General features: G+C 48.7%; 16 protein-coding genes. 8 read left to right on the top strand and 8 right to left on the bottom strand.

Features of this window, described 5'->3' with window-relative positions; genetic code table 11:
• Positions 1 to 426, top strand: a complete 426-nt coding sequence (locus NXS08_RS00980; protein ID WP_259136259.1) for a DUF6912 family protein — start codon at positions 1 to 3, stop codon at positions 424 to 426.
• A 149-nt stretch (positions 427 to 575) separates the two neighbouring features.
• Here NXS08_RS00980 and NXS08_RS00985 read toward each other — a convergent pair whose 3' ends face one another.
• From NXS08_RS00985 to NXS08_RS01005, 5 genes are read right to left on the bottom strand one after another with little or no spacing between them, the layout of a single operon-like run.
• Entirely contained in the window at positions 576 to 3551 is a 2976-nt protein-coding gene (locus NXS08_RS00985) for an SMC family ATPase (protein WP_259136260.1), read from the bottom strand.
• Positions 3552 to 3553: 2 nt separating this feature from the next.
• A complete protein-coding gene (locus NXS08_RS00990; protein ID WP_259136261.1) occupies positions 3554 to 4762 on the bottom strand; it encodes an exonuclease SbcCD subunit D in 1209 nt (402 codons plus the stop codon).
• A gap of 55 nt (positions 4763 to 4817) precedes the next feature.
• A complete protein-coding gene (gene rsgA, locus NXS08_RS00995) occupies positions 4818 to 5867 on the bottom strand; it encodes a ribosome small subunit-dependent GTPase A (protein ID WP_259136263.1) in 1050 nt (349 codons plus the stop codon).
• Positions 5854 to 7410 carry a 3-phosphoshikimate 1-carboxyvinyltransferase gene (locus tag NXS08_RS01000; RefSeq protein ID WP_259136265.1) on the bottom strand — a complete coding sequence of 519 codons (1557 nt, stop codon included), beginning with the start codon at positions 7408 to 7410 and terminating at the stop codon, positions 5854 to 5856. Before NXS08_RS01000 ends, rsgA begins: the two co-directional genes overlap by 14 nt.
• A gap of 24 nt (positions 7411 to 7434) precedes the next feature.
• The gene (locus NXS08_RS01005) at positions 7435 to 7920 is read right to left on the bottom strand and encodes a DoxX family membrane protein (RefSeq protein WP_259136267.1); all 486 of its coding nucleotides are present in this window, start codon (positions 7918 to 7920) and stop codon (positions 7435 to 7437) included.
• A 63-nt stretch (positions 7921 to 7983) separates the two neighbouring features.
• Between NXS08_RS01005 and NXS08_RS01010 the strand changes: the two genes are divergently transcribed.
• The 3 genes from NXS08_RS01010 (at position 7984) to NXS08_RS07390 (ending at position 9070) form a co-directional block, all read left to right on the top strand.
• Positions 7984 to 8568: a sigma-70 family RNA polymerase sigma factor gene (locus tag NXS08_RS01010; protein WP_259136268.1), complete on the top strand. Its 585-nt coding sequence runs from the start codon at positions 7984 to 7986 to the stop codon at positions 8566 to 8568.
• Positions 8569 to 8826, top strand: coding sequence for a zf-HC2 domain-containing protein (locus NXS08_RS07385; RefSeq protein WP_396232231.1), 258 nt, complete (start codon positions 8569 to 8571; stop codon positions 8824 to 8826).
• A 169-nt stretch (positions 8827 to 8995) separates the two neighbouring features.
• The gene (locus tag NXS08_RS07390; RefSeq protein ID WP_396232239.1) at positions 8996 to 9070 is read left to right on the top strand and encodes a 50S ribosomal protein bL37; all 75 of its coding nucleotides are present in this window, start codon (positions 8996 to 8998) and stop codon (positions 9068 to 9070) included.
• Between the two features lie 108 nt (positions 9071 to 9178).
• Here the strand turns inward: NXS08_RS07390 and NXS08_RS01015 are convergent, their stop codons facing one another.
• From NXS08_RS01015 to NXS08_RS01025, 3 genes are all read right to left on the bottom strand, one after another.
• The gene (locus NXS08_RS01015; RefSeq protein WP_259136269.1) at positions 9179 to 10153 is read right to left on the bottom strand and encodes a hypothetical protein; all 975 of its coding nucleotides are present in this window, start codon (positions 10151 to 10153) and stop codon (positions 9179 to 9181) included.
• The gene (locus NXS08_RS01020) at positions 10150 to 10740 is read right to left on the bottom strand and encodes a GDSL-type esterase/lipase family protein (protein ID WP_259136270.1); all 591 of its coding nucleotides are present in this window, start codon (positions 10738 to 10740) and stop codon (positions 10150 to 10152) included. The genes NXS08_RS01015 and NXS08_RS01020 overlap by 4 nt, the downstream gene beginning before the upstream one ends.
• A gap of 154 nt (positions 10741 to 10894) precedes the next feature.
• The gene (locus tag NXS08_RS01025) at positions 10895 to 14545 is read right to left on the bottom strand and encodes a multifunctional oxoglutarate decarboxylase/oxoglutarate dehydrogenase thiamine pyrophosphate-binding subunit/dihydrolipoyllysine-residue succinyltransferase subunit (protein ID WP_259136271.1); all 3651 of its coding nucleotides are present in this window, start codon (positions 14543 to 14545) and stop codon (positions 10895 to 10897) included.
• 192 nt (positions 14546 to 14737) lie between these two features.
• On the opposite strand from NXS08_RS01025, the gene NXS08_RS01030 reads away from it, so the two are divergent.
• The 4 genes from NXS08_RS01030 (at position 14738) to NXS08_RS01045 (ending at position 21122) form a co-directional block, all read left to right on the top strand.
• A complete protein-coding gene (locus NXS08_RS01030) occupies positions 14738 to 17596 on the top strand; it encodes a choice-of-anchor M domain-containing protein (RefSeq protein WP_259136272.1) in 2859 nt (952 codons plus the stop codon).
• A gap of 145 nt (positions 17597 to 17741) precedes the next feature.
• Positions 17742 to 19076: a hemolysin family protein gene (locus NXS08_RS01035; RefSeq protein ID WP_259136273.1), complete on the top strand. Its 1335-nt coding sequence runs from the start codon at positions 17742 to 17744 to the stop codon at positions 19074 to 19076.
• Positions 19073 to 20116 carry a hemolysin family protein gene (locus NXS08_RS01040; protein ID WP_259136274.1) on the top strand — a complete coding sequence of 348 codons (1044 nt, stop codon included), beginning with the start codon at positions 19073 to 19075 and terminating at the stop codon, positions 20114 to 20116. The genes NXS08_RS01035 and NXS08_RS01040 overlap by 4 nt, the downstream gene beginning before the upstream one ends.
• A 127-nt stretch (positions 20117 to 20243) precedes the next feature.
• The gene (locus NXS08_RS01045; RefSeq protein WP_259136275.1) at positions 20244 to 21122 is read left to right on the top strand and encodes a M23 family metallopeptidase; all 879 of its coding nucleotides are present in this window, start codon (positions 20244 to 20246) and stop codon (positions 21120 to 21122) included.
• The last annotated feature ends 1 nt before the right edge of the window (position 21123 follow it).

The raw sequence follows: 21123 nt of genomic DNA on the forward strand, positions 1-21123 counted from the left end.
ATGCGAGTTTTTATTCCAGCTACCTTAGTAGACTTAACAGCCAAGCAGCTTCCTCTAACTGAAGCCGTGCTCCCTCAGATAACCGAAACTGGGCCAGACGCAGCGGAAATAGCGGATTATGAAGCTACTGAAGACGCTTCACTCCTATCCTTAAACCGGATCCGAGAAACCCCCACAGCCCCGCCTCGCCGAGTAGTAGTGGCAGTGGAAGTTAAACATCTTGACGAGATACAAAACGGGATTACCTGGGATAAAGTAGCTGCATTTTTAGTCGATGGTTCCGAAGCCACTCCCTGGGTTACTGCAGCTTGCACCGCAACCACTCAAGAAGCAGCTGATGAAGCCGTAGCTGAACTACTTGAATGTGCTTTAGAATGGTACGCTCCCGAAGAATTAGAGTTACTTCGCAAACTAGCTGTTAGCTGAAGCTACTAAACAACTCGGCAGTTCAGCGGGGAAAGTAAACTACTGAAATGAAAACTAACTACAGATTCACAGTTTCGCTTTATACGCGTACCTTAACTGTACAAGCACAGTTTAGCTTTATACGCGTGCCTTAACTGTAGAAGCGCAGTTTAACTGTAGATACGCAGTTTAGAACCCCCCGCAGGATCTGGGAGAACCTCAATCCCATCACTAATCCGCCGGCGCAGCTCTTCCACGTGAGAAACTATCCCCACAGTTCTACCGGCATGATTAATCTGCTTAATACCTTCTAAAACCTTATCCAAAGTTTCAGGGTCTAAAGTGCCGAAACCTTCGTCAATCAGCATAGACTTGAAATCTATACCCCCCGCTTCAGCAGAAACAACTTCCGCTAAACCTAAAGCTAAAGCTAAAGAAACATAGAAAGTTTCCCCACCGGAAAGAGTTTTACTAGGGCGCTCCATATCCGTTTCATAATCATAAACACTAATTCCCAAACCACCATGTTGTGCTAAAGAATTAGCGTCCTCATCAACGCGGATAAGCTTAAACCGGCCATTAGAGAACTTACTGATAAACGGATTAGCTGCGGCAATAACGGCTTCAAACCGTTCGATCAGCACCCACGTGGAAAGAGGAATAGCCACCCCTTTTTCAGTTTTAGCTCCAGCAGCTAACTCTGCTAAACGCCGCAAATAACCGGTGGTAGCTTCCTGCTTTTCAATCAAACTAAGCTGCGCTTTTAACTCACGGAAGTTTTGCTGCTGAGTAGCAAGCTGATTAACGGCATGAATCGCCTGCTCTCGCACTATCTCTAAACCTGTACTTAACTTACTTAAAAGACTCTTGAGAGCAGCTTCAGCAGGCAGATTACCGATGAGAGATTGCTTTGAAGCAAGCTTCAAATAGGTAGCTTCAATCTGTTTAAAACGAGCCTCATACTCTGCCACAGATTGCATCGCTTTTTCATAGTCAGGCACCGCTTTAGCTGCCGCAAAGGCTTCCGCAGCTACAGAAAAACTACTTTCTGCCAGCTTTACTTCAGCTTCAAGCTCAGTTTCTTCAACGACTTGAAACTGCGAACTCAGCTGATGAACGCAAAGGACTAGCTCTCTTTGGAGTTCTTGCGCCGCTTCTAACTCACTTACCCGGGCAGTTAAATCTGCAACCACAGTGTCAGTGGTTTCCACAGTGGAAGATAACTGCGCACGTAAACTGGCAATCTCAGCTTTTAAACTACAAAGCTGCTCTTGAACTTCCTCTCTACGCCCCCGCGCAGCAGCAAGTTCATTTTCTAGATGAGCTAACTCGGCTTTCGCAGCCTGCAACTGGACTTCAAGCTCAGTAGCTTTTTGCACATTAGCTTCCAGTTCACGTAAATCCGCTTGATAATCAGCCTGCAAACTCTCTAAAGTCCCCGTTGGAGCATTAGCTAACTGGTTAAGCTCAACAATTTGGGCGGTAATTTCCTTTTGCTGCTGCTTCTTAAGATCTAAATCTACCTTTGCTTGATTACGCACCCGCATACAGTTAGCTAAATCTGTTGCAGATACCTCGGTAAACTCTTTTTCCCGTTCAGCCAGCGCAGGGTGCTCCTCACTGCCACAAACTAAACAAGGAACACCAGGAGCGAGCTCTTGGGCTAACTGAGAGGCTGCGTCGGATTCCCAGTTACGTAAAGCTATTTCATAATCGCGTTCTGCCTGGAAATAAAGCCGATTCAGCCTGCCAATCTCTTCAGCGCACTGAACTAACTCACTTCTTTTTTGATCAGCTTTGCGACTACTTTCTAAACGGCGTTCTACCTCAAGCAGTTCCTTTTCAATAGTTTGTTTAGTGGCTGCACTTTCTTTCAAACTTGCAACAGTTTCAGCAAACCGTTTTAAAGGTTCATCTGCTGCTGCCAACTTAGTTTCATGCGTCGTTATCAAGGCATCCAACTCAGTACATTTACTAACCTGCGCCTCTAACTGAGTTTCTTTTTCTAATAGGTTTCGGTGTTGATTAAGTTGCCGAGTCTTTTCCTTCAGCTGCTGGGACAGCTCAGCTTCCTTAGCTTCAGAATCTATAAGTAGTCGCTTAAGATCGACTTCTTTTACATCCAAAGCTAAGTTGAAGCGGGTCGAAACCTCAGAGAATAACTGTGATAATTTAGCCTGTGACTCTTCCACCCGAGTTAAAACTGCTACCACCGGGTTAGCTTCCTTAGCTAACTGAAGCTGGTGACGCAAAACTTCCATTTGCTGACTTTGCTTTTCTAAAGTCACCTTCTCAGCAGAGATTTCCGCGAACTCATCCAGCACCTGCTGATACAGACTAACTTCTTTAAGAAGTAACTTAACTTCAGCCACAGCAGTTTCAAAATGCTCTTTTTCAGCTTTGAAAGAAGCCGCCTTGGCTTCCAAAGAATCTAACCGGCTTTGGGAAGCAGGCAAAAGCTCAGATAAAGCCAGCTCAGAGGTATCTGCAACTAAAATCCTACTGGTGAGAAAAGAAGCTTTAGTTACAAGCAATTCATAATCAGCCTTAGCCTGCTTAGCTTTATCTTTCAAACACTCAGTAAAACGGTCAAACTCTTGAGTTCTGAAAATCTGCTGCAAAAGCTGCTTACGACTATCTGGGGTGGCCCGCACAAACTGTGCAAACTTCCCCTGCGGTAACACAACTGTCTGTAAAAACTGCTGGGATTCAATCCCTAAAAGCTGGGGGATAAGCGCATTAACTTCCGCAGGTTTTGCTCCCAGTGGCTCGCGTCCCACAATTTGATCATCAACTAAGCTAACTTTTTCTAAAACAGCAGTGCCAGCAGTTGCATTTTTATTCCCTGGCTTACGATACCGAGGCGTGCGCCGCACCAAATAGGCACCCGAAGGCACTTCAAACAAAAGCTCCGCGTAACTGGCCGTATCTTTAGACGCAAAATTTGAACGTAAACGCTGCGCAGAAGAAGTCTCTTTAAGCGGGCTTTCCCCATAGAGAGCAAAAAGAATCGCATCAATAATAGAGGATTTACCCGAACCGGTAGCACCGCGCAACAAAAATAAGCCAGAGGCTTCAAAATCAGCAAACCGAATCCGATACTCTTTTGCAAACGGCCCTAAAGCTGCAAAATTTAGCTCAATCAATCTCATAATGCACCTTCTTCAATCCGAAGTTGCTCCCAAATTTCGTTAATCGTTGCCTGTTCAACAGCAGTTAGTTCTCTGGCTAACGCCTGGGTGAAAAAATGCTGAGAAACCTCAGCCGGCCCCAGGCTAGTATGCGAAACAGTAGTTTGAGACTTAAAACTTCCGGTAGCCACATACCGAATCTGCATTACATTAGGCAGTAACTGTTTGACTTTTGCATAGAGATTCTCCGGACGAACCGGATCAGTAATCTCAACCGAGTAAAACACAGGTTCCGCAGAAGAACTCTTTGCAGCTAACTCTTCAACCTGCGCTAAAGTACCTTGGAAAGAAATTAGCTTATACGGTTGCGGCACAGGAATCTCACTAATTTCAACTTGCTGCTTAGATCCACGCGCAGAAACTTCCAACCGCGTAACCGACTTTTTATCAGCGCCCTCGGAAAAAGAAAACGGAAGCGGAGAACCCGCATAACGCACGCAGTAATCACTTTCTGCATCTGCCGGAAACAGTGTCTGAGGGCGGTGCAAATGCCCACAGGCCACATACTTAATCTTCCTTGAAAGATCCCGGAAAGTCTCCACCGCGATACTTTGCACCCCCCCAACAGAAATATCGCGTTCAGATTCCGAAGTAAGTGAACCAGCCACAAAAGGATGAGCCACCACAAGGCCAATCCCCGCGCGAGAAGCAATATCAGTAAAAATCCGCTGCGCAGCCGCCGAATTAACCGCCTGATGAGAACGACCCACCGGCTCCCCAGAAACCTCATCAGTAAAATAAGCACGCGCCAAATCAGGTTCCAAATAGGGAATTGGATAAATATTCACAGTACCGTCTCCACCAGCATCAGCCGGATCACGTAAAACAACCGGCGTCCCCACCTGCGCATACTGCGAAAACACCGTTACCTTATCCGTGTACAGACTTTTCCCATACCCCAGGCGTGCCGCCGAATCGTGATTACCCGGAATCAGAATAACCTGGGTTAAAGCAGCTAACTGCGCTAACGTATCATCCATTAACGCTAACGCCGAAACCGGAGCAATCGATCGATCAAAAATATCCCCGGCAATCACCACCGCAGCAGGAGCCTCTTTACGCACCAAATCAACGAAAAAACGCAAAAACTCAGCCTGGTACTTCTCTAAAGAAACTCCGTGCAGCACCCGCCCCAAATGCCAATCAGCAGTGTGTAAAATCTTCATACCCATACTCTAAAACCTACCGGTGACAAGAAAATAAAACTAAACCCAAGAACGCTTAAGAAAACACTTCCCAAGGTTTTTCCTGCGCAGACTTTAAACTCACCAACAAACGACGCACCGACTGCAAACGCAGCTGCCTAAAAGCTCTCTCAGCCTCAGAACCAGACTTAACCCACAGATCCAGACCACACTCAGGAGCATCCTCCAAATGAGTACAACCACGCGGACAATCTTCAATCGCCGCAGACAACTCTGGCAAAGCAGCTACCACCGTATCCGGCTCCACATGGGCCAACCCAAAGCCGCGCACCCCCGGCGTATCAATAATCCACCCCCCGGCAGGTAAAGGAAGCGCCAACATATTAGTAGACGTATGCCGCCCCCGCCCAGTCACCTGATTAACATCCCCGGTAAGACGTTCAGCCTCAGGTAAAATCGCATTAATCAAAGTAGACTTACCCACCCCAGAATGGCCAATCAGCACTGAAGTTTGCCCGTTAATTAGCTCCAAAAGATCACGGTAACCCAACTCATGAGGATCCCCCGGAAGATTAGAAGAAATCACCGTAGTCACGCCCAGTGCCTCACACAGTTCAATCACATTATCCGGATCACCTAAATCAGCTTTAGTTAAACACACAATCGGACGCATCTTCGCATCATAGGCAGCCACCAAACACCGGTCAATAAAACCCGGGCGCACCGGCGGATTAGTCATCGCAGTAACAATCACCAAGTTATCGGCATTTGCCACCATGGTTTTTTCTCGCCCCACCGTATCAGCGTCCTCACCACTGCGGGCCAAAACTGTTTCTCTAGGTTCAACCATGACAATCCGCGCCAACGTATCCTTACGCCCTGACAAATCACCATTTAAGCGCACGCGATCACCTACCACAATCGCGCCGCGACCCAGCTCTCGGGACTTAACCGCCATTAGCTTCGTATCCTCAAGCAACACATGGTAACGTCCTCGATCAACAGAGAAAACGAACCCCACCGGACAGTGAGAATAATCAGGACGAATCTTTGTCCGGGGACGAGAACCTTTCCCAGGACGCACTTTAACGCGCATATCGTCAGTACCAATGTCACGTCGGCTCAAGGGAGCCTCCTTTATCTGCCTCAGGTGAAGTAGGGGATGATCCTAGAATAAATCCCTCCCACAGGTGAGGGAAATTCGGAAGAGTTTTTGCAGTTGTCGCCACGTTTTCAACTAAAACTGGATATTTTAATCCCATTAAAGTAGCAAACATAGCCATGCGGTGATCCTGATAGGTTTTCAAAACAACCGGCTTATCCCAACTAGAAATACGCTCAACCGGAGGAATCACCCGCAAGCAAGCTGCTTTCACCTGGCAGCCTATTCCCAATTTGTTTAGCTCATTGGCTAAGGCTTGCAACCGGTCAGTTTCATGACCACGCAAATGCCCCACCCCAGTGAAAGTAGTTGGGTGCGGTAACTGCGTAGCTAAAGCAACAGCCACAGGAAGCAACTCCCCAAAATCACTTAAATCAATAGTTTCCTCACCCACGGCAGTACCAGTAGAACCAGGAGAAACCAAAAGAGTAGTGGCGGATAATGCTGACTTAGATTTTTGAGCAATCAACCCAAAATAAGGCAAAATCTCTAAAAATGCGTCACCTGGCTGGTAAGAAACAGCCGGCCAATTCGCGATTGTCACCGGCCGTTTCGTAAAAGCGCTGGCAGCGATGAAAACCATTGCCGTAGTGGTATCCACTTCAATAGCCCGCATCAACTGAGCAGGGCACGGCAAGCCAGTGCGCACAGACGCCACCAAAGTTCTTTGCGCTCGCGGCTGCGGGGAGGAACTATTTGCAGTTTCTAAAACGGCGTTAATCCCGTAGGCATTAAGTTCCGCAATAGTCATTTCGATATGCGGGATCGAGGGCGGATATACAGAGGTAATCGTTAGATCGTGACCAGGGGGATAAATGAACGGCAAGCCCAGTAAAAGAGCTGAAAAGAACTGTGAGGAAGCCTGAGCATCTACGGTCAGCTTAGTTGGAAAACTAGTGATTGGACCGCAAATCGTAAACGGAAAGGTAGCTTCACCATGAAAGTCTATTTTTGCTCCCAGTTCGGAAAGCACCTGCAGTAGTGGCTTAAGGGGGCGCTGGTTGGCCTGGGGGTCTGCTGTGAAAGTAATCGGAATTTGAAATCCGGCGGCTATCATCGGAAGAAAACGCATCACAGTTCCTGCTAAACCGCAGTCGATAGTCACAGTTTCTTCCAAAGAATCTGGCTTTATCGGAGTGACTTCAACCAGCCCATCAGAAAGCTCAGTAAACTTTGCTCCCAGTTTCTCTAAACCGGCTTTCATTAAAAGCGTATCGCGGGCCCACAGCAGATTAGTTAGCTGGCTGGGGGTGGCACTTAGTGCCGCCAGCAGTAAAGCGCGGTTAGTTTGTGATTTAGAACCGGGAATACTAAGGGCTGGGGCAGTGGTTGAAAAAAGCAAAGATCGGTCAGTTAATTGTTGTGAATCGTCACTTGCCTGTGCGGTTAAGCGCGGGGCTGGCCAGAAAAAATCCGAAGCTGTTTCAGGCGGAAAAATGGATGTAGATTCAGCGGGAACTGGTGAAGTTTCCGCAGTTCCCGCTGAAAAAGAAAGAGATTTTGTCATTTGGAAGTTTCTAAAACGCTTCCTTTAGACGGTAGGGGTTTCTTTGAGCTGGTTTAAGGTTTGGCGCTGTTGTTTCCAATTCGATAAACGCCAAGATGCCGAGGGCGCCCCTTTACGATCAAAAGCAGCAAAAACTAAGCCACCAAAAACAGCTCCGTACCGTTCTAATCCGCGTCGGTACTGGTTTCGTTCAGTCTTATCAGCAGCAGTCCAAACTGGGTTTTGGACAACTGCAATCGGAATAGCTGTGCAAGCTAAAAGCGTGGCGCAAGTGCGTGGAGCTTTCCCTAAGACTAAACCAGCCGCAGCGGTAACTGTTGCTACTCCAGCTAAGCGAGAAAGCTGGGTGGCCTGTTCTTTACTTACTTCGGGAAGTGTCGAACCCTTAACAGATTTTAAGGTTCGCTGGAGTTTTTGCCCGTGAGATTGGGGATTTTGGATGGCGTCGATGCCATCTACAAGGAAAGGTAACGCCAGGAGCGTGCGTGCGGTAAAACGTAGTAAACTCATGCTTTTATTTTAGCGTGCTTAAAGCAGTTGCGTGAGAGGAAAAATCGCGTAGGCTAAATATTGATGAATCTGGAAGATAGACAGTTACGCGAACGTTTTGAAACGGAAGCGCTCCCGCTGATTGAACAACTCTATGCAGCGGCTTATCGACTTACCAAGAATACAGTTGATGCGCAGGATCTTTTACAAGACACCTATATGAAAGCATTTAGTTCCTTTCATACTTTCGCTGAAGGAACAAACTTAAAAGCCTGGATGTATCGGATTTTACAAAATGCTTTCATTAACCAGTACCGGCGTAAACAACGGCGTCCTTTAGAAGTAGATACAGAAAATACTACCGACTGGGAAATGTATCAGGCCGCTTCGCACGATCCCACGGGATTGCGTTCTGCGGAAGCTGAGGCATTTAGTTCTTTAACAGATGAGGTAGTGGTCAAAGCATTAGAAGAGTTACCCGTTTCTTACCGAGAAGCAGTGATTTTAGCTGATGTTGAAGGGTTTTCTTACCGGGAGATTGCGCAGATAATGGGGACACCTACCGGCACGGTCATGTCGCGGATTCATCGTGGCAGAGCTCTCCTGCGGACTCGCTTAGCAACCTATGCGCGCACCCAGGGAATACAAGTTGTGAAAGAGGAAGTATAAATGGGATACCTGTCTACGTGTACAACTTGTGAAGAGTTGGAAGAATTACTTTTCTTACTTGCGGATGGCGAACTGGATGCACAAACCCAAGAGCGGCTGCAAGTCCACCTTAGTGAGTGCGCTCATTGTAAAACGCTTTTCGATGTGGAGGTGCATTTGCGGGCTTTGTTAAAAGACTGTTACCGCAAAGAAGTCCCTGCTGATTTAGAAGCTCAGATTAGAAACCAGATCCGGACAGTGGAAGTTAAACGAGACTAAAATTTAGCTTAAACTTTATTTTGCTTTTGTGAGTTAGGAAAGAACTTGCGGTTTCTTTTTGCTGCCGATTGTCATTGCCGGGTGAATATGTGAAAATAGGAGAGTTGTCTGCAGTTTTCGAACTGTAGTTACTGAATCTTGAATAATAAAGTATTTACAGGAGCCAGATATGAGCAAGCGAGGCCGTAAGCGTCGTGCCCGTCGTAAGAATGGTGCAAACCACGGTAAGCGTCCAAACGCATAAGTGGTTGACAGTCCAATCGGATTGTAAGACAAAAAGCTAAATCAAGTCTGGGAGTTTCTAAAAGAAACTCCCAGACTTTTACGTTTAAGCTTAACTGCGTGAAAAGGCTTAAGATAATCGATCGTAAGTGCGAAAAGCCTCTAATGCTTCACCCACCTGGGCTACGTGGCAAGCATTGAAAATCCGCTGTAGTAGCTGCTGTGATTTAAAGGGGAAACCGGGAGGAACCGGGTGAGGTACCTGGGTTGAACCATTCATGAAGTTAAAGATATTCTCTACCGCAGTGTAGTCTGGTATCTCATAATTGGGTTGGAAAATCTCTAACTCTGCTTTAAGTACTATGGATTCATTCAAAGCGTCCTCGTAAAACGCGGTACTGGGCTGCACCTGCGCATAACAAGCTAAAGCATCCGGTGTGCCACTTCGCAGTAAAGCAGCCACATAATAGGCATAACTTAACTGTTCTGCAGTTAAAGAGACTTCAAAAAGGTCAGCCAGAAGCTCCATCTGTAACTTAACGGGAGCATCACTTTGCCAAGCAAAAATAGCCCGCAAAGCAGCCGTGTCAGCATCTCCGGGCGCTAAAAGATTCGCCTGCTCAACAAGGTTAAAAGCGTAAACTAAAGGATCTTTCAGATGAGGGAACTTTCCCAGCGCACATTGATTCGCTAACCATAGTCTTCCGCGCACCGCAATGTCAGGAATTCTGACAAAAGGTATCTCTGCGCAGATACTGGTGTGCTGGGAAATTAGTAACCTAGCTGCCAGATTCTCACAGTAAAGCGGGATTGCCTTTAGCTTACTTAGATCACCGGTCTGATCTAATTCTGTGAAGAATTCATTTATCACTGGGAATTCCACAGCGATACTTTCTAAAGCTAAAGTACATTGGTCGAAGCAAGCTTCGGGATCTGTTTCCAAAAGTTCAGTGGCAGTATCAAAAGGTTCATCCCAACGCTGATCTTCTGCCTTAGTTTGCCAAATAAACAGGTCTTGAAAAGTCTTTGCCGCGGTGATTTCTTGTATCCAGTAGGGAAGTTCAACTGCAAAGTACGCGGTTAGATCTGGAAGCTGGGAGCTCATTCTAACGCTTCTAACCCAATCCACTGATACCAGCCACAGTGCAGGATAATCCACGCCATTAATCCATAACCGGTTTGAGAGGGCATTTGCTGCGGGGAAAGACTGAGATCATCATGCCATTGACTGTGATTGATTAAGGGCTGGAAAGTATTGATGTAGGTAATCGTGCGGCGTTCACATACTTCAGAACCGGCTTTGGAAAGCTCTTGCAGATGGCGCATGTCGAAAGCACGCAAAGGTGGCGGGCCAATAACCAGGGGTTTAATTTCTTTTTGCAGGGCAGTATCTAGGATATTTGCAAGATTTAAACGGGTTCGCGCCGCAGAAATACCTGCTTCTAAATCGGCTTTCCCCAGTTGCACAATTAGATAGTTTTCAGTTTCTACACTGAACCTACGGAAACATTCTTGCTCCCAGCGGGCACTTAACGCGGTGGTAGTTTCTGCGGGAACCGCAAGTGGGAAAACCTGCATATCTGCGGGTTGTTTGGTGCGGGCTAAAACTCGGCCCAGCCAACCCATTCCCCGAGCATCTCCCATCCCGGAGATAAGTTCGTCTCCAACTACACAAATCCGTTTCGCTGGCATTTTTCCTCCTTAGACTCTTTTGCCAGTTTACGTCTTTTGGATAAAAAATCTGGTTCGCCGAGCTAAAGAAAGAGAATCTTTATTAGGGCGAACCAGATTAGGGGCAGAAGTAATGGCTTTACTAGCAGGTTAGGTTACTCTTTACAGGTTTAACCTAGCGGCTAAATGCTTCTAACCGAAGCTGTTCAGCCTGGTACTTATGTAATGCCATTGTCCCTGCCGAAGGTGAAGCTGCTGCCGGTCTGGAAACAACTTTTACGGGACGTCCCAGTTCTGGGAATAGGTTGAGAGCTAAGAACGGGTAGGCTCCTTGGTTCTTTGGCTCGTCTTGTACCCAGAACAATTCGGCTTGCGGGTAGTTGGCAAGTTCGTTTAATAGGGCCTCGGTAGGAAGCGGGTAGTATTGTTCCAGTCTAATAATGGCGGTTGCAGTATCTGCTAGGCGCTGCCTTTCTTTAACTAACTCATAGTAGAGGCGGCCCGAGCAGAGAATTACACGATCAACCGCTGCAGGCTGGTTCTTAATATGCGCATCTACTTCTGGGATAACCGGTTGGAATCCTCCGCTGGTGAAGTCAGCTATTGCGGAAACTGCTTCTGGAAGTCTTAGTAACTGTTTCGGAGTGAAGACAATTAGTGGTTTCCGAGGGCGCTTGTAGGCTTGGGTGCGTAGCATATGGAAGTGGTTAGCGGGGGTTGAAGGTTGTACTACCCACATATTTTCTTCCGCGCAAAGCCCTAGGTACCTTTCGATTCGGGCGGAGGAATGGTCTGGTCCCTGCCCTTCGTAGCCGTGGGGGAGCAGGAGCGTCACTGAAGAACGCTGCGCCCATTTTTGTTCGGCTGAGGAGATGAATTCATCTAGGACAGTTTGAGCGCCGTTAGCGAAATCGCCAAACTGTGCTTCCCACAGAACCAGGGCTTCGGGGCGTTCCACAGAGTACCCGTATTCAAAAGCAAGGGGGGCGTATTCCGATAGGGAGGAGTCGTAGATTTCAAATGGGGGCTGTCCTTCAACTAGGAAGTTAAGTGGAGTCCATTCGGAACCGTTTGTGTAGTCGTGTAAGGTAGCGTGGCGCTGTACGAAAGTGGCGCGGCGGGCATCTTGGCCAGACATGCGCACGGGAGTTCCTTCCATCAGCAGTGAGCCAAAGGCTAGAAGTTCGCCAAAGCCCCAGTCGATATTTCCCTGGCGGGTCATTTGCTGGCGTTTTTCAAATAGTTGCACCATCTTTGGGTGGGGGGTGAAGCCAGCTGGAATATTGACGTGTGCGTCACCGATTCTTTCGATCATTTCGGTGGTGATAGCTGATTGCCAACCGATGACCAGTCCCTGTCCTAAACGTTGGGATTCGGGTTGTTCTAATCCGGCTACAGTTTGCTCAGATTCGGGGGCGTGCCCGTTATTTTGGCGAGTTTCAGAGAGGATCTGATTCAGCAGGTCATTATATTCTTCGAGGGCGGCGGCTGCGTCCTCGGCAGTAATATCTCCACGTCCAATTAGGTCTGCGGTGTAGGCATCTCTGGTGGTGGGGGTGCGGCCGATTAAGTCGTACATGACTGGTTGAGTCATCGATGGGTCGTCGCCCTCGTTATGCCCGCGTCTGCGGTAACAAACCAGGTCGATAATGACGTCTTTGTGGAAGGCTTGGCGGAACTCTAAAGCAAGTTTGCCAACTCGGACAACCATTTCTGGATCATCGGCGTTTACGTGGAAAATGGGTACTTGCAGGCCTTTTGCTAAGTCGGTGCAGTAGCGGGTGGATCTCCCGGAGGTGGGGCTGGTGGTAAAGCCAATTTGGTTATTGACAATTACGTGTAGGGTTCCCCCGTTGCGGTAGGCCTTGAGTTGGCTCATATTTAAGGTTTCGTAGACAACGCCTTGGCCGATAAAAGCAGCGTCACCGTGAATGAGAATGGGGAGCACTGGATAGTCTGGTTCGTTTAGTTTGTCGTGCTTTGCCCGCACGATGCCCTGTAGGACTCCATCAACTGCTTCTAGGTGGGAGGGGTTGGCAGCTAAGGAAACTTTCGTGGCGTACCCGTCTGTGGCAGAGAAGATTCCTTCTGTCCCAAGATGGTATTTCACGTCTCCTGATCCTTGGACGGTGCGCGGATCGTGGTTTCCTTCAAATTCGGAGAAGATTTGGGCATAGGATTTGCCGGCAATATTCGCTAGGACGTTTAGTCTGCCTCGGTGGGCCATCCCAATGGCTACTTCAGCAATGTTAGAGTGTGCCGCTACCCAAACGATTCTATCTAAGAGAGGGATGAGGGATTCCCCGCCTTCTAAGCTGAAGCGTTTTTGTCCAATGTACTTGGTTTGTAAAAAGTGCTCGAAGGCTTCAGCTTTATTCAGCATAGTCATAGTATGCCGTTGAGTTTCTAAGGTGGGTTTCATCCAGGGGCGTTCAAGTTTATCTTGCATCCAGTGGCGTTGTGCCGGGTCTTGGATGTGCATGTACTCTACGCCGACGGTGCGGGTGTAGCTTTCGCGGAGCTGCTGGAGGATTTCCCGCAAAGTCATGGTTTTTCGCCCTCTGAAACCGTTTACGTCGAAGGTGCGGTTTAAGTCCCAGACGGTAAGCCCGTAGTGGGATATGTCTAGGTCTGGGTGGCGGCGAATCTTGTAGGCCAGGGGGTCGGTGTCAGCTGCCAGGTGTCCGCGGGAACGGTAGGCGTGGATAAGCTGCATGATCCGCCCGGAATTTGCTTCGCCGATCCGCTGGAGGTCTTGCTGCCAGCCGTAGGGGGAGTAGGGTACTTTCATGGAGTCAAAGACTCGTTCATAGAAGTTTTCTTGTCCGGTTAGTTTTCTTACGACGGTGCGTAAGAGTTCGCCGGAGCCGGCTCCTTGGATGACGCGGTGATCGTAGGTGGAGGTAAGCGTCATGATTTTACCGATGGCCATTTCAGCTAGGCGCTCAGGTGAAGCTCCTGCCCATTCTGCTGGGTACTCTGTGGCGCCCACGCCGATGATTAGTCCCTGACCCTGCATTAGGCGAGGAACTGAATGGGTTGTTCCGATTGTGCCGGGGTTGGTGAGGGTGACAGTTCCTCCGGTGAAGTCGGATGCAGCTAGTTTTCCGGTGCGTGCCTTTACTACCAGTTCATCGTAGGCGCGCACGAATTGGCTGAAGTTAAGGGTGTCTGCGTCTTTTAGGACAGGAACTAAGAGGGTGCGGGTGCCGTCTGCTTTAGGTACATCAATAGCTAAGCCGAAACCTACGTGGGCTAAGTGCTGTATTGCGGGTTTCCCATTTTCGTCAAGCGTGTAGCGGACATTTAGGGAGGGTGCTTCGGTGAGTGCTTCAACCAGGGCGTATCCAATTAGGTGGGTGAATGAGACTTTGCCGCCGTGGGAGAGTGCCAGGTAGGAGTTGATGAGTTCGCGGTTTTCGATCAGGAGTTTCGCAGAAAGTTGTCTCACACTGGTTGCGGTGGGAACTTCTAAAGAGGACTCCATATTTTTGGCAACTGTGCGGGCGATGCCTTTGAGGGCTTCGGTGGAGTCTGCGCTACTTAGGGCGCGGGGATTGAGTTGTTGTCCGGTTTGGCGCGCGTAGGGGGAGGTGGCTTCAGCAATGGCTGAGCGAGGGCGGGGAGGAAGGTCAGAGCGGGTTACGTCGATAATGTTAGCTGCGCTGTTTGCCTCGCTGTTTTCATCTTGGATAGGAGCGTAGGGGTAGTCGTGTGCCGGGGAGACGACTTCTTTGGGTTTTGGAAGGTGAGGAGCTACGTAGGTGGAGGGGGGAGTTGGAGGGGGAGGGGTGGTTCCGAAGGGAGAGAGGTTTGGCTCTTCCATGGGGGCTCCTTTGCGCGTGATGATACGTCCCAGGGGGATTCTTTGTAATTAGTTTAGTTTGTTTATTTCTTTTTCGTGGGGTTATTTAGCGATGTGATACAGATAAAAATGTTTTTGGAGATTTTTATTTGACGAGGGCGCCACCCTTAACGATAATGAGAATGATAATCATTAAGTTGTGGGGATGAAGAAATGCGAAAACTATCGAAAACTCTTTCAACACTAACTGCAGTAGGAGCCCTTACCCTAACCTCAATCGCTGCCCACGCAGCGCAAACTCCAGAACCCCCAACCTATTCAGAGAACCACAAATACGTTTACTCAAGAACTCACGTAGATGCCCCTAAAGTCTACTGGGATCCAGTAAATCAACGTTTCCAACTACTTACTAACTACGCAACGCGAAATAGCGCCGGGGAAATAGACGAACACACAATCCCTATCGACTACGCCCTTAACTGGGTAGGAAAAGGCTGGCGCGGACGAACCCCAGCCCACATCTTCCAAGTCCCCAACCACCCCAGCTTGGCACACCTGGGAACTGCGGGCACAATCCTCTACGCCTCCCCACAAATCGCCGGATCCTACAACACTCCGATTTGGGCAGGCCTGGGCGCCGACTCACAAATCCCCACCGAACAATTCAGAGACGGAGAATTCTCCCTCAACCTAATTGGAATCGACGGACCAGGTAAAGTTGAATACTTCATTACCGGGCCATCAGGGGAACTAGTACGTCGCCTATTTTCCTCACATGACACCAAGTACCGGGAAACTCTCTTACAGCCAGCCCAGCACACCCACAACTTCACGACCTTCTCTAAACCAGGCACCTACCGGATCTACTTCCAAGCCTTCGCCCGCGACAAAGTAGGCAATCCAATTGTCTCCCCACCTCAGGTACACGAGTGGAGAGTAGGCGGAAATGACCCGCGCCTAAAAACTCACTTGAAGGATTTTAGAAAAGCATTCCAAAGTGCACCGGTTTCAAATCATCGAAACAGCACCCCAAGTTTCCAAATGCTCCCCAAAACACCTGAGCGTTACGAAAATCCCGGAGACCAGTACTACACTGACTTCAAATTCACTACCGGAAACCCGGCAGATTCAGGCACCTTAGTAGTAACTATTGACGGGTTTGAACTAATCCAACTCCCCGTAGAAAACGGAATCGCTACCGGCTCAGAAATGCTCGGCGATGAAACTGCTAACTATCAAGCCATCTTTATCCCGGCGGGGAGCGCTCCAACTGGACGTTGGGTGAGTGAACAGTTCAGCTATCAACGGACCCAACCAGGAGTAGAACAAACTCAAGAAACCAGTGAAATTGCGCCAGAAAACGCGCTAAACCCAGCTCCCGTATATCCACTACAAGCCACAGAACTAAATGATCTTCAAGTGGATATGGAAATTACCCCAGTAGCTGACCAACCCGGAAAATACCTGGTAAAAATCGCCGGAAGAGACCCGAAATTTAAAGGACACGTCAGAGGCGGATTCAAAGAAAAACCCAAGCAATTCCATTTCGACTGTTTCTTAGATGCCGATTTAGTTGCCGGATCCTACCAGCGAGTACATGATTTTTCCTACTGCCAAAAAGACTTCCACCTGTCTTTAAATATCAGTCCATTCCCCTCCATTAACGCGAAGGGAACTACCTACACGCAACAGGTAGACCTCACACAGGGAACCACCGCAACTTTCAGCTTAGAAAAACAAAGCTACACTAAGGACTTCCCCTCATTTGACCCTCCGAAAAAAGAGGAAGTACCGGGCGACCCCTTAGACAAGGAACCACCCCAGCAACCCCAGCCCCCCAAAGAGCAACCTCAGGTGCCCTCTCCAGGAAATCCTGAACTAAAACCTCCCATCGATAAAGGAGGCAAAGCAGGTAGCGAAATTGGGAAACCAAAAACTCCAGAAAAAGGAAAAGGTGCAGGAGACTCAGCCAACCCTAAGGAAGCCGAACTCACCCTCACCAAAGGACACCTAGATATCAGCGCAAAACAAAACGCAAAAGAGCTGGGCATAATTATTAAAGACGACACTTTAGAACACGCTTCACAAACACGAATTCCCCGCGAACCAGAAACCATAACCCTATCGGTACCGCGGGCAGCCAAACAAACCCGAACCACTGAACAAGGTGAAGCACGCTTTGACTTCCTAGGAAAAATTGGAGAAACCTTCTACCTTTTACCTGAAGTACAAGACAACCAACTTCTCTGGCCCGGATTTTCAACTGAAGAAATTGACTACCAGAACTACCCAGAGGGACTAGACTTTGTAATCACCCCGCTGGATACCCCCGCAGAAGGTAAAGCGGTTGGCTTCAGCGTGGACCCATTTGCTGACGCAGACCAAAGCGTAACAACTTTCTTCGACACAACCAAACCTGGAAAATACCGGCTACAAACCACCGAACCAACCCATCGACACCTAAACTGGCTCTTTACCAAAGCAGGTACCTATGAACTGGCAGTACAGCTTTACAGCGGTACTCGCCCGCTTGGAAAACCCTCCCACCTGAAATTTCACGTCGATACAGTGCAAAAACAAATAGACAAATCTGAAAAAGATCACTCTAAACTCGGAAAAGAACCCCTCAAATCGCCCTCGGAAATGGACGCACCCAATCGAGAAAAGCCTCAGCTGCCCATAGATACCAACTTAGGGCAAGCACCCACAGTCAATGGTGCCCCTCCGGCAATTACCAATAATGCCCCCCAAAACATTATTAGCCAAAGCCAACTACCAAACGCGGCCCAACCAATAGTGGGAAGAAACCAGGCAAACACGCCTAACGCCACAACCCAAAAACAGCCAACCCCACAGCCGCAACCAGCTGAACTAAACTCTGCCAGCGAGAGTGCTTCAGCACAAGAAACCCAGGGAATTACACCGGCAAAGGATCCTTATGCCGCTAACCCCACCACCTTAAATGCGCGTGATTGGGCGGCTATTGGAATCAGCCTCAGCGGTGTACTCCTCTTACTGGCGGGCCTGATTTTAATCTATCTCAAATCAGCTAAACCCAAAATCAAACCCTAAACGTGAGCGAAATCTAACGCTCCAAAGTGCGAAAGTACGTAAAAATTCGCTAGGCTAACATTTATGAACAATTCTGAGCCGTCTCGAAGTACCGGGCGACCCCAAACGCAAAGCAGGCATACTCTAACTATCCAGGAGGTGTACCGTGCTCTATGATCTTCTAATGATTGCAGTGGGGATCTTCCTAACTTTAGGAACCGCTCTTTTCGTAGCTGCAGAGTTCTCATACGTAGCGTTAGATTCTGCTTCCCTCGAAGCACGCGTCGCCGCCGGAGATAACCGCGCAAAGCAGATTCTCTCTGCCGTGAAAAACCTCTCCACCCAACTATCGGGCGCTCAGGTGGGTATCACCCTCACTACCATCCTACTGGGCTACACCACCCAGGTAACGCTTACCGATATGTTTGGGCGCCTCTTGGGCTGGACCGGTCTTAGCACCTTTTTAGCAACCACGCTGGCGGTAATCATCGCGATTATCATCATTAACGGTGTTTCAATGCTTTTTGGAGAGCTAATTCCTAAGAACCTGGCCCTGGCAGCTCCGGTCAAAACCGCTGGTTTAGTCACTCCCTTACAAGCAGCTTTCACTAATCTCTTTTTGCCGCTGATTAAAATCCTCAACGGCACTGCAAACCGGATTTTGCGGGCCATGGGAATCGAACCAATGGAAGAACTATCTTCCGCCCGATCCGCTTCAGAGCTGGCTGCACTGGTACGGCACTCTGCTGAAGAGGGGACTTTAGATACCTCAACAGCAACACTTTTAACTAAATCTATTGCCATCGCTGAACTTACCGCTTCAGACGTAATGACTCACCGAGGGCGGATGGAATACCTTAAAGAATCAGCCACCGCCGCTGAAGTAGTTGCCTTAGCGAAGAAAACTGGACACTCACGGTTCCCCATCGTGGGCGATGATTCTGACGATATTTTAGGATTCGTTTCCCTCAGACGCGCAATCTCTGTGCCGTTTGCCAAACGGGCAGAAGTATCTGTCCTCTCTTCCTCACTGATTTCCCCGCCCCCTCGGGTGCCAGAAACCCTGGCTTTAGCACCCCTTTTAGTGGAGTTAAGAGATCAGGGCCTCCAAATTGCCGTGGTGGTTGACGAATACGGGGGAACTTCTGGAATCGTTACCTTAGAGGACGTAGTTGAAGAAATCGTCGGTGAAGTTGCTGACGAACACGATCTGCGTCGTTACGGGATTCGCCGCACTAAAGACGGAGCTTGGAAAGTGCCGGGAACTTTACGTCCCGACGAACTATTAGAACGCACTGGAATCCGCGTCCCTGATGAAGGACAGTACGACACTTTAGCTGGACTAATGATGTATCAGCTTAAACGCGTTCCTGAACTGGGAGATACCATTCAAATTGGTGAAGCCGAAATGGAAATCACTCGCATGGAAGGGCGCCGAGTCGAAGAGATCAGTGTTAAAGAAGAAATCTTTGACGAAAGTGCTGAGCAGGAGCAATCATGAGTGCAACCACCGGAATTATTATCACTATCTTACTGCTGCTCATTAACGCATTTTTCGTAGCTGGCGAATTCGCAGTAACTTCCTCCCGCCGCGCGCAGATTGAACCTTTAGCAGAAAACGGAGTCCGCGGCGCAGATAAAGCCCTTTGGGCAATCGAACACGTATCTTTAATGCTCTCAATTTGTCAGCTGGGAATCACAGTAGCCTCCACCTCTTTGGGGGCAGTAGCTGAGCCGGCAATTGCCCACTTAGTGGAAGAACCACTTCTGGCATTAAATCTTCCAGCCGGGTCAGCCCACGTAGTAGGCTTTACAGTTGCACTGGCGATTGTGCTTTACCTACATATCGTTTTTGGAGAAATGGTTCCAAAAAACCTCTCTGTATCTATGCCTGATAAAGCGTTGCTCTGGTTGGCACCTCCCTTAGTGGCAATCGGTAGAGTCCTTAAACCAGTTATTCTCTTTATGGACTGGATTGCTAACTGGTTCGTGCGCGGATTCGGATTTGAACCTAAATCAGAAGTTGCTTCTGCTTTCACAGTGGAAGAAGTAGCAAGTATCGTGGAACTTTCCACTGCGCAAGGAACTTTACATGACGATCTGGGATTGCTTTCAGGAACTTTAGAATTCTCAGAAGAATCTGTAGCCGATACGATGGTGCCCACGGCTCAGCTTGTGTCGTTGGCTCATGACGTTAGCCCCGCAGAAGTTGAACGAGAAGTCGCCCGTACAGGTTTTTCCCGCTACCCAGTTATTTCTGAAACTGGAGCTTTACAAGGGTACCTGCATATTAAAGACGTGCTTTATGCCACGGGGGCAGAAAGAGAAATGCCGATTCCCGCCTGGCGGATCCGTGACCTACCTCCGGTAAATGGTGAGGATGAAGTTGAAGAAGCCCTGCGTGAAATGCAGCGGTTGGGAACCCACTTAGCTGAAGTTTACAAGGACGGTGAAAGTGTGGGCGTTCTCTTTTTAGAAGATATCTTGGAAGAACTGGTTGGGGAAGTACACGACACGCTACAGCGTGATCAACTTCTGTGAATGGGTGAGACTATCCACAACTGCTGTCTCGGGGTAGAAAAGCGAAGCAAATCGATATAAATTTGTTATACGGCGAAGCTAACTGAGCTGTCACCCTAAAAGACTAAACTATAGGATTCAGATACACGTGAGTGAAGCAAAAAACGTAAAATCTCCATTTCCTACGCGGCGAGAACTGCGAGCTAAGGCAGAAGAAGATTTACGTACTAGCCAGCTAGCGGCAGTGCAAAAACGTCCCGTTGAACGGAAGCGTGGAGTTGGTTCATTTCTGATAAGAGGTGGTCTGCTAAGCGCCCTGTTGATGGCTACAGTAGTAGTCCCAGTAAGTGGCTACGTGGGCCCACAATCAACTATCACTATTCCCGCTAAAGCCGTGATTTCCACCGGCTCAATGCGTTCTTGGGCAGACTTCAACCCGATAGCAGCTTCAGATACCGCTGATTTTAAACGAGTTTCCTCAGCTGCCAGCAGAGTTAGAGTCCGCACTCCTTTAGAAATTCGTTCCTGTGCTGATAAACCGGTGACAGCTAACGGGGATCGGCCAGTAGAAAAAATTGCCACCGTGAATTGGCCAGTTTATAAAGACTCTATTATTGTTGCGTCCGCCTACGGTCCGCGATTCATGCCTGGGATTGGCGGTTATAACGTCCACACCGGCATTGATTTAGCAGGCCCCGTGGGAACCCCAATCTACGCGGTAGCTGATGGGGAAGTAATCGAATCTGCCAATAACTCGATGGGCTACGGCTACCTGGTAGTGATTGAACATACCGACACGGACGGCACCATCTATCGCAGCGCCTACGCGCATATGTATCCGGACCAAGTGCTGGTGAAAAAAGGCGATAAGGTTAAAGCTGGGCAACATATTGCGGGGGTAGGCTCAAATGGTTGGTCAACCGGCCCGCACCTGCATTTTGAAATCCGCGACACTAAAGGTGGCTTTACCGATCCTTTCGTTTGGTTAGAAAAACACGCCGCCACTCAACCCGGGGAAGGCTGTTAGC

Source organism: Gleimia sp. 6138-11-ORH1 (genome assembly GCF_024814355.1).
In the GTDB taxonomy this organism is placed as follows: Bacteria; Actinomycetota; Actinomycetes; order Actinomycetales; family Actinomycetaceae; genus Gleimia.